Annotated in this window: 14 protein-coding genes; 5 read left to right on the top strand and 9 right to left on the bottom strand. The window is 73.0% G+C overall.

Annotated features, from left to right (window positions below; all coding sequences use genetic code 11):
* Window positions 1-139: 139 nt before the first annotated feature.
* Window positions 140-1204, bottom strand: coding sequence for an MFS transporter (locus QMF80_RS33515; RefSeq protein ID WP_283460315.1), 1065 nt, complete (start codon window positions 1202-1204; stop codon window positions 140-142).
* 119 nt (window positions 1205-1323) lie between these two features.
* On the opposite strand from QMF80_RS33515, the gene QMF80_RS33510 reads away from it, so the two are divergent.
* Complete coding sequence (locus QMF80_RS33510; RefSeq protein ID WP_283460325.1) at window positions 1324-1971, top strand: flavin reductase family protein; 648 nt, start codon at window positions 1324-1326, stop codon at window positions 1969-1971.
* A gap of 78 nt (window positions 1972-2049) precedes the next feature.
* Here the strand turns inward: QMF80_RS33510 and QMF80_RS33505 are convergent, their stop codons facing one another.
* The 3 genes from QMF80_RS33505 to QMF80_RS33495 are packed head-to-tail and all read right to left on the bottom strand — an operon-like array spanning window position 2050 to window position 5245.
* Entirely contained in the window at window positions 2050-3117 is a 1068-nt protein-coding gene (locus QMF80_RS33505; protein WP_283460313.1) for a Zn-dependent alcohol dehydrogenase, read from the bottom strand.
* Window positions 3114-4316 (bottom strand): acyl-CoA dehydrogenase family protein, encoded by a 1203-nt coding sequence (locus QMF80_RS33500; RefSeq protein WP_283460311.1) that lies wholly within the window; start codon window positions 4314-4316, stop codon window positions 3114-3116. Before QMF80_RS33500 ends, QMF80_RS33505 begins: the two co-directional genes overlap by 4 nt.
* Before the next feature lie 8 nt (window positions 4317-4324).
* On the bottom strand, window positions 4325-5245 hold the full coding sequence (locus QMF80_RS33495) for an SDR family oxidoreductase (RefSeq protein ID WP_283460309.1): 921 nt from the start codon (window positions 5243-5245) through the stop codon (window positions 4325-4327).
* 97 nt (window positions 5246-5342) lie between these two features.
* Between QMF80_RS33495 and QMF80_RS33490 the strand changes: the two genes are divergently transcribed.
* On the top strand, window positions 5343-6269 hold the full coding sequence (locus QMF80_RS33490; protein ID WP_283460307.1) for a cyclase family protein: 927 nt from the start codon (window positions 5343-5345) through the stop codon (window positions 6267-6269).
* Window positions 6270-6444: 175 nt separating this feature from the next.
* Here the strand turns inward: QMF80_RS33490 and QMF80_RS33485 are convergent, their stop codons facing one another.
* From QMF80_RS33485 to QMF80_RS33470, 4 genes are all read right to left on the bottom strand, one after another.
* Window positions 6445-6894 carry an ATP-binding protein gene (locus tag QMF80_RS33485; protein ID WP_283460305.1) on the bottom strand — a complete coding sequence of 150 codons (450 nt, stop codon included), beginning with the start codon at window positions 6892-6894 and terminating at the stop codon, window positions 6445-6447.
* Between the two features lie 386 nt (window positions 6895-7280).
* Window positions 7281-8192, bottom strand: a complete 912-nt coding sequence (locus QMF80_RS33480) for an acyl-CoA dehydrogenase family protein (RefSeq protein WP_283460303.1) — start codon at window positions 8190-8192, stop codon at window positions 7281-7283.
* Between the two features lie 5 nt (window positions 8193-8197).
* Window positions 8198-9367, bottom strand: coding sequence for an acyl-CoA dehydrogenase (locus QMF80_RS33475; RefSeq protein WP_283460301.1), 1170 nt, complete (start codon window positions 9365-9367; stop codon window positions 8198-8200).
* A 5-nt stretch (window positions 9368-9372) separates the two neighbouring features.
* Window positions 9373-10584, bottom strand: coding sequence for an amidohydrolase family protein (locus QMF80_RS33470; protein WP_283460300.1), 1212 nt, complete (start codon window positions 10582-10584; stop codon window positions 9373-9375).
* Window positions 10585-10751: 167 nt separating this feature from the next.
* Here QMF80_RS33470 and QMF80_RS33465 point away from each other — a divergent pair, with 167 nt between their 5' ends.
* A complete protein-coding gene (locus QMF80_RS33465; protein ID WP_283460299.1) occupies window positions 10752-12368 on the top strand; it encodes an AMP-binding protein in 1617 nt (538 codons plus the stop codon).
* Between the two features lie 115 nt (window positions 12369-12483).
* On the opposite strand, the gene QMF80_RS33460 is transcribed toward QMF80_RS33465, so the two are convergent.
* Entirely contained in the window at window positions 12484-13014 is a 531-nt protein-coding gene (locus QMF80_RS33460; protein WP_283460298.1) for an EF-hand domain-containing protein, read from the bottom strand.
* Between the two features lie 318 nt (window positions 13015-13332).
* On the opposite strand from QMF80_RS33460, the gene QMF80_RS33455 reads away from it, so the two are divergent.
* Window positions 13333-13896: a sigma-70 family RNA polymerase sigma factor gene (locus tag QMF80_RS33455; protein WP_283460297.1), complete on the top strand. Its 564-nt coding sequence runs from the start codon at window positions 13333-13335 to the stop codon at window positions 13894-13896.
* Entirely contained in the window at window positions 13893-15179 is a 1287-nt protein-coding gene (locus tag QMF80_RS33450) for a maleylpyruvate isomerase N-terminal domain-containing protein (RefSeq protein WP_283460296.1), read from the top strand. The genes QMF80_RS33455 and QMF80_RS33450 overlap by 4 nt, the downstream gene beginning before the upstream one ends.
* Window positions 15180-15341 lie beyond the last annotated feature (162 nt).

Genomic DNA, 15341 nt, shown 5'->3' with positions numbered 1-15341 from the left:
TCCCCCCCCCCCCCCCGACACGTTTCACCCACCCGGCCCCTCAAGCCCCGAATGCCCGGCCCCGCCAAGCCCGGCTGCGGAGGCCGGGTTGCGGCTTCGCCGCGAGGCCTTTGGCTTCGCGGCGCAGCCCCGCCCCGCCTCATCCCCGCCGCAGGATGCGGACGTCTCCGCCGTCCGGTTCGCCCGCTACGGCGAACAGCTCGGGACGGGCATGGGTGCCCGCCACCCACCAGTCGTAGGTGCCGCCGCACGTGGGAAGGGTCAGTTCGACGCCGTCGCGCAGGAAGGCGCCCCCCTTGTGGCCCGAGGAGCCCTTCCGCCGGAATTCCCACGTACCCGTGCCCGAGCAGTACCCGACCTCGGCGTCCACCCAGGTCCGTGCCTCTGGCAGCCGCCGCGCCACCGCGACTCCGTCCGCGCGCAGCTCCAGGCGCACCCCCTCGACGCCGGACCACTGGGCGACGTACTCCGCGCGTTCCATCCTGGGCGGCTGGTACGTGTTCAGCAGACCGGCCTTCGCTGCGATGATCCCGCCCCCGAAGACCGCCAGCAGTCCGAAGCCCAGGGCCCAGCCCGTGTGCCGCATGACCCGGACCCCCGACAGGTCCCGCAGGACCGCCAGCCCCGCGACCGCCAGCGGGGGCGCGCCGCAGGCGACGACCCAGGCGCAGGCCTGGAGGTAGGGGATGCCCATGGCCAGGGCGACGGGCCAGGCGTAGGCGGCCGACACCGCGAGCCCGCACGCCGCCGCCCACCACGCGCCCCCCAGCGGCGTCCGGCGCGCGGCCCGCCGGGCCAGGGACCCCACCAGCAGGCTGAACAGCCCACCGTGCAGCACCCCCAGGCCCATCAGGACGAACGGGCCGCAGCAGCAGAGGAAGACAGCCCCGGACGCACCGCCGACTCCGGATTCGTAGCTGTCCCGGGTGCTGTCGGTGACGAGGTACCAGAGCCCCAGGAGCAGGAACTGCACGCCCGCCACCGAGCCCCCGCCCAGTGCCAACTGCTCCACGCGCCGCGCCTTCGCCGCAGTCGCGGCGGCCGCCCCGATCGCGGCCGAGGACGCCGCGTGGTACGCCGCCCAGTGGGCCGCCCACCGCGCCGCGCCCTCGTCCGGCGCCCCACCCGGACCAGCGCCCGCGCCAGGGTCCGAGTCACCGCCCGAGCCGCCGCCCGGACCACCGCCCGCCGCCTCTTCCCTCACTCCGAGCCCCCCGCTCCCCAATTGAACGCGTTCAATCGACCCGGACCCTACACCCCCCGTCCGCCGCCGCCCCGCGCCCCTTCCCATCTGACATACCGTCAGGTTGAATCGGTTCCGTGATGGGACACGCAGGGATGGCGGCCACCGTCGTCCGATACCTCAGGTCCACCGGTCAGCCCGGATCCGCCAGCGCAGCCGCCGCCACGGCCACGGCCGCCGCCGAAACGGTCGACGCGCACCCGCGTCCCGAACTGCGGGCCGTCGGCGACGACGAGCGCGCACCCATCGACCCGGCCGAGTTCCGGTCCGTCATGGGGAACTTCGCGAGCGGGGTCACGATCATCACCGCCCCCGCCGCCGAGGGCGAGGACGCACCGGCCGGCTTCGCCTGCCAGTCCTTCGCCTCGCTGTCCCTGGACCCGCCGCTCGTGACGTTCATGGTGGCCCGTACGTCGACCACCTGGCCCCGGATCGCCCGCGCCGGGGTGTTCTGCGTCAACATCCTGGGCGCCGAACAGGGGCTCCTGTGCCGGGCCTTCGCCGTCAGCGGCGCCGACAAGTTCGCGGGGGTCGGCCACACCCCGGCCCCCATCACCGGATCGCCGCAGCTGGACGCCGTACCGGCGTGGATCGACTGCCGCATCCACGCCGTGCACACGGGCGGCGACCACCTGATCGTCGTCGGCCGCGTCGAGGCGATGGGCGCGGCGGGCGAGGACGGCCCGCTCCTCTTCCACAAGGGGAAGTTCGGCCGCCTCGGCGACTGACGGCCGGGCGGGGGACGAACCCCCACCCGGCCGTCCGGCCGGCGGATCAGGAACCCCCGAGGCCCGGCGACCCGAAGGTCAGAACGTCAGCACCCCCCGCGCCACCCGCCCGTGGTGGGCGTCGTCCGCCGCCTTCGCGAAGTCCTCGACCGGGTACGTCCTGGTGACCAGCTCGTCCAGCAGCAGCTTCCCCTGCCGGTACAGCTCCGCGTACAGCGCGATGTCCCGCTGGGGCCGGGACGAACCGTAGCGGCAGCCCATGACCGTCTTGTCGAGGTACATGGACGACACCAGGAACGACGCCTCCTCCTTGAACCCCGGCACGCCCAGCAGGATCGCCTGCCCGTGCCGGTCCAGGAGGTCGATCGCCTGGCGGATCAGCTTCACGTTGCCCACGCACTCGAAGGCGTGGTCCGCGCCCGTCGGGAGGATCTCGCGGACCGCCGCCGAGGAGTCCGCCACCGCCGACGCGTCGATGAAGTGCGTGGCCCCGAACTGCCGGGCCACCGATTCCTTCGCCGGGTTCGCGTCGACCGCCACGATCGTGGTGGCGCCCGCGATCCGGGCGCCCTGGAGGACGTTCAGGCCGATGCCTCCCGTGCCGATGACGACCACCGACTCGCCCCGGTCCACCGTGGCCCGGTTCAGGACGGCCCCCACGCCCGTCAGGACCCCGCAGCCGATCAGCGCGGCCGAGGCGAAGGGGATGTCCTTCGGGATCTTCACGGCCTGGACGGCCCTGACGATCGTCCGTTCCGCGAACGCCGAGTTGGACGCGAACTGGTACAGCGGCTCACCGCCCCGCGAGAACGGCCGGCCCGGCATCCCGATCGCCTTGCGGCACATCGTCGGCCGCCCCCGGTCGCAGTCCGCGCACGCCCCGCAGTTCGCGAGGGTGGAGAGCGAGACGTGGTCACCGGGCACGACGTGCGTGACCCCGGCGCCCACCGCCTCCACCACGCCCGCGCCCTCGTGTCCCAGGACCACCGGCGGCGGGAACGGGATCGTCCCGTCGATCACCGACAGGTCGCTGTGGCACAGCCCGGCCGCCGCGATCGCGACGAGCACCTCCCCCGGCCCGGGATCGCGTATCTCCAGGTCGTCGACCACCTGGGCCTGCTTGCCGTCGAAAACGACGCCTCTCACCTGGACTCCTTAGGCAGGCCGAGCACGCGCTCGGCGATGATGTTGCGCTGGATCTCGTCCGAACCGCCGTAGATCGTGTCGGCGCGGGTGAACAGGAACAGCCGCTGCTCCTCGTCGAGGCCCAGCTCGTACGGGATCCCGGGCGCCCACGCGCCCGGCCCGGCCGTGGCCGCCGCGCCCCGGACCGCCACCGCCAGCTCACCGAGCCGCCGGTGCCAGCCGCCCCACAGCAGCTTCGCCACGCTGGGCGCGCCCGGGTCCCCGGCCGCGCCCAGGGTCCGCAGCGCGTTCCACCGCATGGTGCGCAGCTCCGCCCACTGGCCCACCAGCCGGTCACGCAGCACCGGGTCAGCGGCCTGTGGGGAGGCGACGTAGGCGCCCACGACCCGTTCCAGTTCGGCGGCGAAGCCGATCTGCTGGACCAGGGTGGAGACGCCGCGCTCCAGGGCGAGGAGGCCCATGGCGACGGACCAGCCCTCGCCTTCGGCGCCGACGGTCTCGGCGGCGACGGCGCCGTCGAAGAAGACCTCGTTGAACTCCGCCGTCCCCGACATCTGCCGGATGGGGCGGACCTCGACCAGGCCCGGCTGGTCCATCGGTACGAGGAGGAAGGACAGCCCGTGGTGGCGCCGCGAGCCCGGGGTGGTGCGGGCCAGGACGAAGCACCAGTCGGCGTCCTGGGCCAGCGAGGTCCAGATCTTCTGGCCGGTGACCCGGTAGCGGCCGTCCGCCGGGTCGCGGACGGCCGTGGTGCGGATGCCCGCGAGGTCGGAGCCCGCGCCGGGTTCGCTGTAGCCCTGGCACCAGAGCTCCTCGCCGCGCGCGATGCCGGGCAGGAAGCGGTCCCGCTGCTCCTGGGTCCCGTAGGCGATGAGGGTGGGCGCGAGGAGGTTCTCGCCGATGTGGCCGACCCGGCCGGGCGCGCGCAGCGCCGCGTACTCCTCGGCCCACACCACCTGGCCGGTGAGGGAGAGCCGCTGCTGGCCGTAGGCCCCCGCGGGCACCTCCCAGCCCTGGCCGATCCAGCCGCCCCGGCCCAGTTCGCGTTCCCAGGCGCGCCGGCCGTCCACTCCCTCGTGTTCGCTGCCGGGTCCGCCGAGGCCGCGCGCCTCGGCGTACGGTCCCGCGAGGCGCCCGGTGAGCCATTGGCGGGCCTTCGCCCGTAGGTCCTCGTCCGCCGCCCCGAAGCCGAAGTCCATGCGAACTCCTATGCGTTGGGGCGGTCCTTGGCGGCCGCCGCCTTGGCCATGGCCGCCAGCTGCGCCAGCAGGGGCATGGGGTCGGTGCCGACCGTCCCCGGGAGGAAGTCGGCGATCTTCTCGGGGGTCCAGGGCCCCTCGGCGTACCCGGCGCGCAGTTCGCGCGGCTGCGCCCAGACGGCGATCTTGGGTCCGGCGACCGTGTAGACCTGCCCGGTGATCTTCTCTCCGTCGACGGCGACGGCCCGGTCGCTGAGCAGGTAGGTGACCAGCGCCGCCACGTCCTCGGGTTCGCCGATCTCCTTGAGTTCCATCGGTACGTTCGCCGACATCCGGGTCCGGGCGACCGGCGCGACGGCGTTGGCGGTGACCCCGTACCGGTTGAGGCCGAGGGCGGCGGAGCGCACCAGCGAGATGATCCCGCCCTTGGCGGCGCTGTAGTTGGCCTGGGCCACGGAGCCCTGGTGGTTGCCGCTGGTGAAGCCGATGAGGGTGCCGGAGCCCTGTTTGCGCATGACCGCCGAGGCGGCCCGGAAGACGGTGAAAGTGCCCTTGAGGTGGGTGGCGACGACGGGGTCCCACTCCTCCTCGGACATGTTGAAGAGCATCCGTTCGCGCAGGATGCCCGCGACGCACACGACGCCGTCGATCCGGCCGTAGCGGGCGAGCGCGGTGTCCACGACGCGCTGGCCGCCCGCCATGGTCGAGATGTCGTCGGCGACGGCGACGGCCTCCCCGCCCGCCGCGAGGATCTCCTTCACCACGCCGTCGGCTATCTCGCTGGTGGGCTCGCCGCCCTCGATGCCGACGCCGTAGTCGTTGACGACGACCTTGGCGCCTTCGGCGGCGGCCGCGAGTGCGACGGCCCGCCCGATGCCCCGGCCCGCGCCCGTGACGGCGACGACCTTGCCTGCCACGAAGTTCCCCATGCCCGGCCCCTTCCCGCTGTTTCTGACGGACCGTTAGATTCTAGGGGCAGCCGGACGCACCAGCACAAGCCCCAGTCCATAAGGAGTGAGCGAACCCATGGGCCTGCCCGCCGAGTTCCACGACATCGCCAAGCGCGTCAACAACTGGGGCCGTTGGGGAGCCGCCGACGAGATCGGCACCCTGAACCTGATCACCGACGAGGTCGTACGCGCGGCAGCGGGCGAGATCCGCACCGGCCGCCGGATCCCGCTCGCCCTCCCCCTCAAGGAGGACGGCGTCCAGGCGGGCCTGATCCCGGGCCGGGTCAATCCGCTGCACACGATGGTGCAGATCAACCAGGAGCTGTTCGGCCCCGGCACGGTCGCGTGCAGCGACGACGCCGTGACGATGGGCCTGCAGTGCGCCACCCACTGGGACGCCCTGACGCACGTCTCACACTCGGGGAAGATCTACAACGGCCGCCCCGCCGACAGCATCACCGCGCACTCCCGCGCCCAGTTCAGCGGCATCGAGAAGGCGGGCCACATCGTCTCGCGCGGGATCCTGCTGGACGTGGCCCGCACCAAGGGCCTGGACCGGCTGCCCGGCGGGCACGCCGTGACCCCGGAAGACCTCGCGGAGGCCGAGGAGTTCGGCGGGGTCACCGTCCGGCCCGGCGACATCGTGCTCGTGCGCACCGGGCAGATGCAGGTCTACCTGGCGGGCGACAAGCACGGCTACGGCTACCCCTCGCCCGGGCTGTCCGTCCGTACGCCCGCCTGGTTCCACGCCCGGGACGTCGCGGCCGTCGCCAACGACACCCTCACCTTTGAGATCTTCCCGCCGGAGATCGAGAACCTGTGGCTGCCGGTGCACGCGCTGGACCTGGTCGAGATGGGCATGCACCAGGGCCAGAACTGGAATCTCGAAAAGTTGTCCACAGCCTGTGGAGAAGAAAACAGGTATTCCTTCCTGCTCTCCGCGATGCCGGAACCCTTCGTCGGCGGCGTGGGCACCCCGGTCGCGCCGGTGGCCGTCCTCTGACCGGGGCGCGGGGCGCTCTTTTGGGGGTGGCGGCGCGCGTTCGTGCACGCCCCGAGCGCCGCACGGCAGCCGCCACCCCGCGACCCGCACTCGTCAAGGTCAGCCCTTGGCGTCCCCTCGCGACGAATCGCTCCCCCCAAGGGTGATCAATGCATGACGGTCCGTCAACACCTCTTTAGAGGGACACGCGCGGTTCCCGGGCCGGGGCACATCTTTCGGGCACGTCGTCCGCGTCCTTGCCGATGCAGTCGATCTCGCACCAGATCCGCTTGCCCGCGCCCTCGCGCTGCCAGCCCCAGCGGTCCGCGAGGCCGTCCACCAGCTCCAGGCCGCGCCCGTTGGTGTCGCCCCCCTCGGCGTGCCGGGGGGCGGGCGGCCGGTCGCTCGCGTCGGCCACCTCCACCCGGACCCCGGGGCCGCCGAAGAGCATCCGCAGCACGGCCGGACAGCCGGTGTGCACCACGGCGTTGGTGACCAGCTCGGAAATCAGCAGGACCAGGGTCTCCGCGAGCGGCTCGTCATCCCCTATGCCGCATCCGGCCAGGCGGGACCGGGCCCACCTGCGCGCTCGGCCGACCTCTGCGGGATCCGGCCCGACCTCAAGCTGAACCTGAAGCACCTGCACCGCTCACACCACCCGAACCGGCGGACACATCGCCTCGCGACAGTACGGGATCACGGACCGTGATCCCCTTGCGGAGCAGCATGGTTGACATACAGTCACCACAACAAGCGCTTCGGGCATATTCCAGCGCGAAGGAGTAGGCGTGCTGCATACTGTGCGACGCCCGCGCCGCTCAACCGCTCGCATTCGTCGGAGCGTACCGGAGCCGACCGGCGACTCCGGTCCGTAATGAGGCGGGCGAAGGACACAAACCGATATCAACTCTCCGTAATCGGACATGCGTCCTGCGTTGTCCCACCCGTTACAGCGCGCGCCCCAACGGCGCGCGGGACGCGGCCCCGCTCGGGCACCGCCCGTTCGGCGCGGACCGTTCGGGCACGGCCCGCTCAGGCGGAACCCGCGAGCAGCTCCGCCGCGAGCACCTCCTCCGCCTGCGCGGCCGTCCGCCACTGCTCCGCCCGCACCCACGCCCGCTTCAGGTGCAGGTGCACGTCCGCCTCCCAGGTGAACCCCATCCCGCCGTGCACCTGAAGGCAGTCCCGCGCATTGCGTACGGCGGCCTCGTCGGCCAGCAGCTTGGCACCCGCGATCTCACCGGGCGCGCCCGTCACCGCCGCCGCGTAGACCGCCGTACGGGCCACCTCGCCGCGGACCAGCATCCCCGCGCACAGGTGCTTGACCGCCTGGAAGGCCCCGACCGGCTGTCCGAACTGCTCGCGCTCCTTCGCGTACCGCACCGCCAGCTCGGTGGTCCGCAGCGCGCTGCCCAACTGGAGCGCGGCCGTCAGCAGCGCCCCCTCGTCCCGCAGGGCCTCCGGGACGGCGCCGGGCCCCGCGGCCCGGTACAGCGGGGTCAGCGGATCCACGGAGCGCACCGGGACCCCCTCCGGGACCCCGTCCATCCCCAGCACCGCGTCCGCCCCGCCCAGGTGCGCGACGAACGGCCCCCCGAGGTCGAAGGCCGTCACCACCGCCGTCCCCCGCGCCGCGCCCGGCACCACCCCGGCCGCCAGGTGCGTGGCCACCAGCGGGCCCGGCAGCAGCACCCGCCCGGCCTCCTCGAAGACCAGCACCGCCTCCGCGAGCCCGAGGCCGGTCCCGCCCTCCTCCTCCGGCAGCCGCAGCGCGAAGAACCCGGCCTCACCCAGCTCCCGCCACAGCCCCCGGTCCACGCCCCGGTCCACGCCTTCGCCCCGGTCCACGGAAGCCCTTAGCGCCGCGCGCCCGTACCGGCCCTCCAGCAGGGCCCGTACGCCGCCGCGCAGGTCCCGCTGGTCCTCGGTCAGCTGGAAGTCCACCGCCCTCACCGGCCCTTCGGAAGGCCGAGGATCCGCTCGGCGACGATGTTGCGCTGGATCTGCGAGGTCCCGGCCGCGATCGTGTACGAGAGGGACGACAGCCGGTCCAGGGTCCACTCCTCGTCCAGCGACAGCGCCCCGCCCGCCGCTCCCAGCACCTCGGCCGCCAGGTCGTACAGCTCCTGGCGCGCGTGCGAGTAGCGCAGCTTGAAGACGGAGCCGCCCGTGCCGGGGACCCCGCCGGAGCGGCCGGCCTCGCTCACGTTCCACTGGGTCAGCCGCCACAGGGCGCCGAACTCCCCGTGCAGCCGCCCCAGTCCGCGCCGCAGCACCGGATCGTCCCAGCGCCCGTTGGCCTTCGCGGTACGGGCCAGCGCGGCCAGGGTGCGGCGGCAGGCGACGACCTCGCCCACGAAGGCGGTGCCCCGCTCGAAGGACAGGGTGACCATGGTGACGCGCCAGCCGTCGTTCTCGGCGCCGACCCGGTTGCCCACGGGAACCCGTACCTCGTCCAGGAACATCTCCGCGAACTCGGTCGATCCCGCGAGGGTGCGCAGCGGCCGCACCGTCACCCCGGGCGCGTCCATCGGCATCGCCAGCCAGGAGATCCCGCGGTGCTTGGGCACGCTCGCGCTCACCGGGTCGGTCCGTACGAGCAGCTCGCACCAGTCGGCGACCTCCGCGTGCGAGGTCCAGATCTTCGAACCGGTGATCACGTACTCGTCCCCGTCGCGCACCGCCTTGGTGCGCAGGGCGGCCAGGTCCGAGCCGGCGCCCGGCTCGCTGAACCCCTGGCACCACACCTCGTCCCCGCGCAGCACGGGCGGCAGCCAGCGCGCCCGCTGCTCGGGGGTGCCCTCGGCGGCGATGGTGGGCCCGGCGTGCAGCAGGCCGACGAAGTTGGCCCCGACGTACGGCGCCCCGGCCCGCTCGGTCTCCTCCAGGAAGATCAGGTGCTGGGTCGGGGTGGCGCCGCGCCCGCCCGCGTCGGCGGGCCAGTGCAGTCCGGCGTACCCGGCGTCGTAGAGCCGCCGCTGCCAGCCGAGGTCGTAGGCGCGGCGGCCCGGCCAGTCGTCCGGGGAGGGCTTGGGGGGCAGCTCGGGCAGAGCCTTGCCGAGCCAGGTGCGCAGCCGGGCCCGGAACTCCTCTTCCTCCTCGGTGTAGGTGAGGTCCACCGCGGCTACCGCCCCGCCGGGCGCCGGTCGCGGTCGAAGTCGAGACCCAGCATCCGGATGGCGTTCCCGCGCATCAGTTTGTACACGGTCTCCTCGTCCAGCCCCTTGACGTGGTCGAGGGCGACCTCCTTGGTGTGCGGGAAGGTCGAGTCCACGTGCGGGTAGTCGGTCTCGAAGGTGGCGTTGTCGCGGCCGACGACGTCGAGCGAGGCGATGCCGTGCTTGTCGCGGAAGAAGCAGCAGAACATCTGCCGGTAGTAGTAGGTGGAGGGCGGCTCGGGGATCAGGTCGCGGACGCCGCCCCAGGCGCGGTGCTCGCACCACACGTCGTCGGCGCGTTCCAGGGCGTAGGGGATCCAGCCCATCTGACCCTCGCTGTAGGCGAGTTTGAGGGTGGGGAACTTGACGAGGACCCCGGAGAAGAGGAAGTCCATCATCGAGGCCATCGCGTTGTTGAAGCTGAGCGAGGCCTGGACGGCGGGCGGCGCGTCGGGGGAGGCCGCGGGCATCTGGGAGCTGGACCCGATGTGCATGTTGACGACGGTGCCGGTCTCCTGGCAGGCGGCGAAGAAGGGGTCCCAGTAGCCGGAGTGGATGGACGGCAGCCCGAGGTGGGTGGGGATCTCGGAGAAGGTGACGGCGCGCACCCCGCGGGCGGCGTTGCGGTGGATCTCGGCGACGGCGAGGCCGATGTCCCACAGCGGGATGATGCAGAGCGGGATCAGCCGGCCGCCGCTGTCGCCGCACCATTCCTCCACCATCCAGTCGTTGTAGGCGCGGACGCAGGCCAGGGCCACTTCCTTGTCGTGGGCCTCGGCGAAGGTCTGCCCGCAGAAGCGGGGGAAGGTCGGAAAGCACAGGGAGGCCTCGACGTGGTTGAGGTCCATGTCGAGGAGACGCGCCTTGGGGTCCCAGCAGCCGCGCCGCATCTCGGCGCGCGTGATGCCTTCGAGGGTCATGTCGTCGCGGTCGAAGCCGACGGCGGCGATGTTGCGCTTGTACGGGAACTTGAGGTCCTCGTAGATCCACCAGTCGGTGGGCGGCCCGTCCGGGTCCATGGTGATCACGTACTTGCCGCCGGTGTAGGCGAGTTCTCCGATGCCCGCGGTGAGCGGCTTGGGGCCGCGGTCGCGGTACTTGGCGGGCAGCCACCTGTCGAAGAGGTGCGGGGGCTCGATCACGTGGTCGTCGACGCTGATGATCCGGGGCAGTTCCATGGTCCGGTTCCCCTCGCTGGCCTTGGGTCGTAGATCTGATGGGTCGTCAGAAACAAGCTAGCCTCGGCACCCCTGGACCGACAAGCGGCGTGGGCCTACGCTCTCGGTCGTATCTGACGGATGGTCAGATATGACCGGACAGAGCAGCCGTACCGGGGAGGCCGGGAATGACGCACGACACCGCGAACGCCACGGCGAACGACACGGCGAGCACCATCGCGAGGCGGGCCGCGACGGACACCGCGCGGGAGCTGGAGCAGTCCCCCACCCTCTGGGAGCTGATCACCCGCCGGGCCGCCCTCACCCCCGACGCCCCCGTCCTCGTCGAGGCCGCCCAGCGCCCCGCGGACGACCGGACCCTGACCTTCGGCGCCCTGCGCGACCGCGCCGAACGCGTCGCCGCCGGGCTGCACGGGATGGGCGTACGCCCCGGCACGGTCGTCGCCTGGCAGCTGCCCACCCGGATCGAGACGGTCCTGCTGTCCGTCGCCCTGGCCCGGATCGGCGCCGTACAGTCCCCCGTCATCCCCTTCTACCGGGACCGCGAGGTCGGCTTCGCGCTGCGCGAGTCCAAGGCCGAGTTCTTCGCCGTCCCCGGCGTGTGGCGCGGGTACGACCACACCGCGATGGCCGAACGTCTGGACGCCCGGGGCGTGTTCGAGGTGTACGAGGAGTCCGGGCTGCCCGACGGCGACCCGGCCGTACTCCCCCCGGCGCCCACCGACGGCACCGGTGTCCGGTGGATCTACTGGACCTCCGGCACCACCTCCGACCCCAAGGGCGTCCTGCACACCGACCGCTCCCTCATCGCGGGCGGCTCCTGCCTCGCCCACGCCCTGCGCCTGGGCCCGGACGACATCGGCTCGATGGCCTTCCCCTTCGCGCACATAGCGGGGCCCGACTACACGGTGATGCTGCTGCTGTACGGGTTCCCCGCGGTGCTCTTCGAGAAGTTCGCGATGCCGGACGCACTGGCCGGATACCGGCGCCACCGGGTCACCGTCGCGGGCGGCTCCACCGCCTTCTACTCGATGTTCCTGACCGAGCAGCGCAAGGCCCCCGGCGTCCCGCTGATCCCCACCCTGCGGCTCCTGGCGGGCGGCGGCGCGCCCAAACCGCCGGAGCTCTACCACGCGGTGGTCCGCGAACTGGGCTGCCAGCTGACCCACGGCTACGGCATGACCGAGGTACCCATGATCACCATGGGCTCACCGCTGGACACCCCCGAGAACCTCGCCACCACCGAGGGCCGCCCGCCCGCGGGCATGTCCATCCGCGTCACCGCCCCGGACGGCACCCCGCTGCCCGCCGGCACCGACGGCGAGGTCCGGCTGCGCGGCGAGGCGGTCTGCCAGGGCTACCTGGACCGCGACCAGTCCGCCGAGGTCTTCGACGCGGACGGCTACCTGGTCACCGGCGACCTCGGCCACCTCACGCCCGACGGCTACCTCGTCCTGACCGGCCGCGCCAAGGACGTGATCATCCGCAAGGGCGAGAACATCTCCGCGAAGGAGATCGAGGACCTGACCCACCGGCTCCCGGGCATCGCGGACGTGGCCGTCATCGGCCTCCCCGACCCGGAGCGCGGCGAACGCGTCTGCGCGGTCGTCGAACAGCCCCCCGGCGCCCACCCGCTGACCCTCCCCGACCTCACGGCCCACCTGCGGGCCCAGGGCCTGGCCACCCACAAACTCCCCGAGCAGCTGGAGCTGGTGGACTCCCTCCCCCGCAACGACGCCCTGCGCAAGGTCCTGAAGTACAAGCTCCGCGAGCGCTACGCGTAGCCGCGGCCGATCCGCTCCCGCGCGGTGCGGGCCGGCCGACCGCTCGTGCGCGGGGCGGCCGGCTGCCCCGCGCTCGCGAAGGCGCCCGTCCCGCGCGCACGAGGACGGTCGCCGCTCAGGCGTCCGGGGCCGCCACTCCGCAGTAGCCCGCGAAGGCGGCGAGGACCTCGTCCTCGGAGATCCGGCCGTCGCCGTCGGTGTCCAGGGCCGCCGCCACGGTCGTGGCCAGGTCCGGGGCCGTTCCCAGCACCCGCAGCACGCGCGCCGCGGCCGACGGCGTGGTCCCGGCGCCGGGCTCGTCGGCGGAGTCGGCGGCGACCGCGATCACGGCGTGGAGGAAGGGACGTGCGATCTCGGCGAACCGGAGCGGGCTGTCGCGCAGTCGTTTGGCCGCTCCGGTGATGAACTCCTCGCGGGTCACCCGCTGGTCGCCGTCGACGTCCGCGATCCCGGCCATGCCCTGCCAGAAGGCCTCGGCGCCGTTGAAGACGGCCTGGCCCTTGTCCGAGCGTGCTGTGGTACCGAATTCGGCCAGTACGGCCTTCGCGGCCGCGCTGAAGTCCTCGCGGTCGATATAGCCGTTGCCGTCCTGGTCGAAAGTAGCGAATCGGGCGGCGATCTTGCGCTCGTACTCTGCGCTGTCCATATTCGGCTTCCGCCTTCACATGTGCGTGGGTTCAGATCAAGACAGGCGGAAGCGTAAGGCCTTGATGGCCTGCGCGTTAAGCGAAGTCGGCAAGCAGGTAGCCGCATCGAACCCGCGCACGGGAAGCGCGCCGGGGCGCGTACAGACGTGCCATGTTTCGCCGCGCCCGTTCGCTTCGGTCCGCCCCGGCCGCCCATGACACCGCGTCGGCTCCCATATCACGGAGGGTGTGCTTCCGTTGCGGGCTTCCCGCACATGAGGCACCTTTGGCCATATGCCCACTACATTCAAGGAGTCGACACACGGCTGGGGGGCACGATGGCGAAGGACGCACCACCTCGCTGGGACCGCCGGATGCAGCAGCGGCTCGCGCGCGGTGAGGCAGCCGCGCTCGGAGAGTTGTACGACCGATTCGCGTCACTCGTCCACGGCCTCGCCCACCGGGTGCTACGCGACGAGAACGCCGCGGACCGGATCACCCGCGAGGTCTTCGGCTACATCTGGGAGAACCCGGACGCCTACGACCCCAAGCAGGGCTCCCTGCGCTCCTGGGTCGCCCGGATCACGCAGGGCCAGGCCGTCGCCCGGCTGCGCCAGGCCGAACTGGGGCGCGGCTCCCGCGAGGAACTGGAACAGAAGGTCCGCAGTGCCAACGCCGCGGCCCGCGCCGACTACATCGTCACCTCCATGCCCGCGCCGCTGCGGGCCGCGCTGGAACTGGCGTACTTCAAGCGGCGCGACTACCGGCAGGCCGCCGCCGACCTTCAGATCAGCGAGGACGAGGCGCGTCGACGGCTGCGGCTCGGCCTCCAGCTGCTGTCGACCGCCCACCAGCACCCGTTGGAAGACCCCTCCGCGCCCGGATACGGAAGCAGCCGATGAACGGCCCCGCCGAGTCACCCGATGACGAGTACGACGGTTACGACGACGGGTACGACGAGCAAGGGCTCGGCGGCACCTGGATACCGGGGCCGCGCGGTGCGGCCGACGACTACGACCATCTCCCACCGGCGCCCGTCGCGGAGCCCGTCCCGACTCCGGCTCCCGTGGCGTGCGGACCGCCGCCCGTCCTCTCCCACGCCGTGCTGAAGTCGCTGCTCGGCGCGTGGGCGCTGGCGGCCTGCTCGCCGGAGGAGACCCAGGCCGTCGAGGACCACCTCACCGAGTGCGCGCCCTGCGCCGACGAGGCGCTGCGGCTGCGGGACGCGGTGGGGCTGCTGCACCCCGAGGAGAGCCTCGACCTGAAACCGCTGCTGCGGTCCCGGGTCCTGGAGGACTGCCTGGGCAAACGCCCGGCCCGGATCCCGGTGCCGGTGTGGGCGGCCCCGTACGACACCGAGACCGCGCGCCTGGACGCGCTGCTACGGGACTTCGGCGACGCGGAATGGCATACGCCGGTACGGCTGAAGTGGTTCGAGAACGAACGCCGCCAGACCCGGCGGACCACGGTGGCGGGGGTGATCGGACACCTGCTGACGGTCGACGGGCTGATCGCGACGGCGCTCGGGCTCGACGACCCGCTCGGCCCCGACGCGCCGCCGGGACCGACCGGGCGCACCGAGCACTTCTGGAGCTCCTCCCGGCACCCGGTCACCCGGCAGGTCCGCGACCCGTGGCGGGAACAGGGCCACACGCTGGTGCGGACCGTTTCCTTCGCGGGGCGGGGGGTGGCCGAACTGGCCGTGGGGTACGGGGACTTCGAGCTGCCGCTGGGTGACGCGTTCCTGGAGCGGGCCTTCGAGTGCTGGGTGCACGCGTGGGACATCGCGGAGGCGGTGGACTACCCGTACGACGCGCCGACCGGGGTGCACCTGCACCGCATGATCGACCTGGCGGCGCGGCTGCTCCCGGGCGCGCTGGCGGGCCGCCGACGGGCCGGGCTCGCGACCCCGTCCCGCCACCTGGCCGCGGCCGGGGCGCCGGGGCGGACCTTGCACCTGGAGATCGAGGGCGCGGGCGGGGGCGGCTGGGACATCGCACTGGACTCCCCGGCGGCGGCGACCTCGGCGGAGCGGACGGTGGCGCGGATCGCGCTGGACGGGGTGGAGTTCTGTCAGTTGGCCGCCGGGCACATCTCCCCGGAGGAAGCGGCGGCGGGCCAGCACGGAGACCGCGAAGCGATCCGAGACGTCCTCACGGCCACCGCCGCCTTGAGCCGCCTCTAGCCCCCCGCCGGCCCCCATCCAGCCCCGCCGGCCCCCCTCAGCCCCGCCGGCGCGTGAGGCGCGGGGCCGGGGCAGCACCCCGGCGGCTCCCGCGAGGGAAACGGCCCTGGCGGCCCGCCCCGGGCGCCGCCCGGACCCGCGCCTCAAACGCCGGCGAGGCTG

The organism is Streptomyces sp. G-G2, assembly GCF_030063135.1.
In the GTDB taxonomy this organism is placed as follows: domain Bacteria; phylum Actinomycetota; class Actinomycetes; order Streptomycetales; family Streptomycetaceae; genus Streptomyces.
The sequence above is the reverse complement of the archived record's forward strand: the minus strand, read 5'-3'. Positions and strand labels throughout refer to the sequence as shown.

Coding starts and splice junctions, on each gene's coding strand:
- QMF80_RS33510 (WP_283460325.1), top strand. CDS start 1,324: ATGGGACACGCAGGGATGGCGGCCACCGTCGTCCGATACCTCAGGTCC.
- QMF80_RS33490 (WP_283460307.1), top strand. CDS start 5,343: ATGGGCCTGCCCGCCGAGTTCCACGACATCGCCAAGCGCGTCAACAAC.
- QMF80_RS33460 (WP_283460298.1), bottom strand. CDS start 13,014: ATGGACAGCGCAGAGTACGAGCGCAAGATCGCCGCCCGATTCGCTACT.
- QMF80_RS33465 (WP_283460299.1), top strand. CDS start 10,752: ATGACGCACGACACCGCGAACGCCACGGCGAACGACACGGCGAGCACC.
- QMF80_RS33495 (WP_283460309.1), bottom strand. CDS start 5,245: ATGGGGAACTTCGTGGCAGGCAAGGTCGTCGCCGTCACGGGCGCGGGC.
- QMF80_RS33470 (WP_283460300.1), bottom strand. CDS start 10,584: ATGGAACTGCCCCGGATCATCAGCGTCGACGACCACGTGATCGAGCCC.
- QMF80_RS33500 (WP_283460311.1), bottom strand. CDS start 4,316: ATGGACTTCGGCTTCGGGGCGGCGGACGAGGACCTACGGGCGAAGGCC.
- QMF80_RS33455 (WP_283460297.1), top strand. CDS start 13,333: ATGGCGAAGGACGCACCACCTCGCTGGGACCGCCGGATGCAGCAGCGG.
- QMF80_RS33450 (WP_283460296.1), top strand. CDS start 13,893: ATGAACGGCCCCGCCGAGTCACCCGATGACGAGTACGACGGTTACGAC.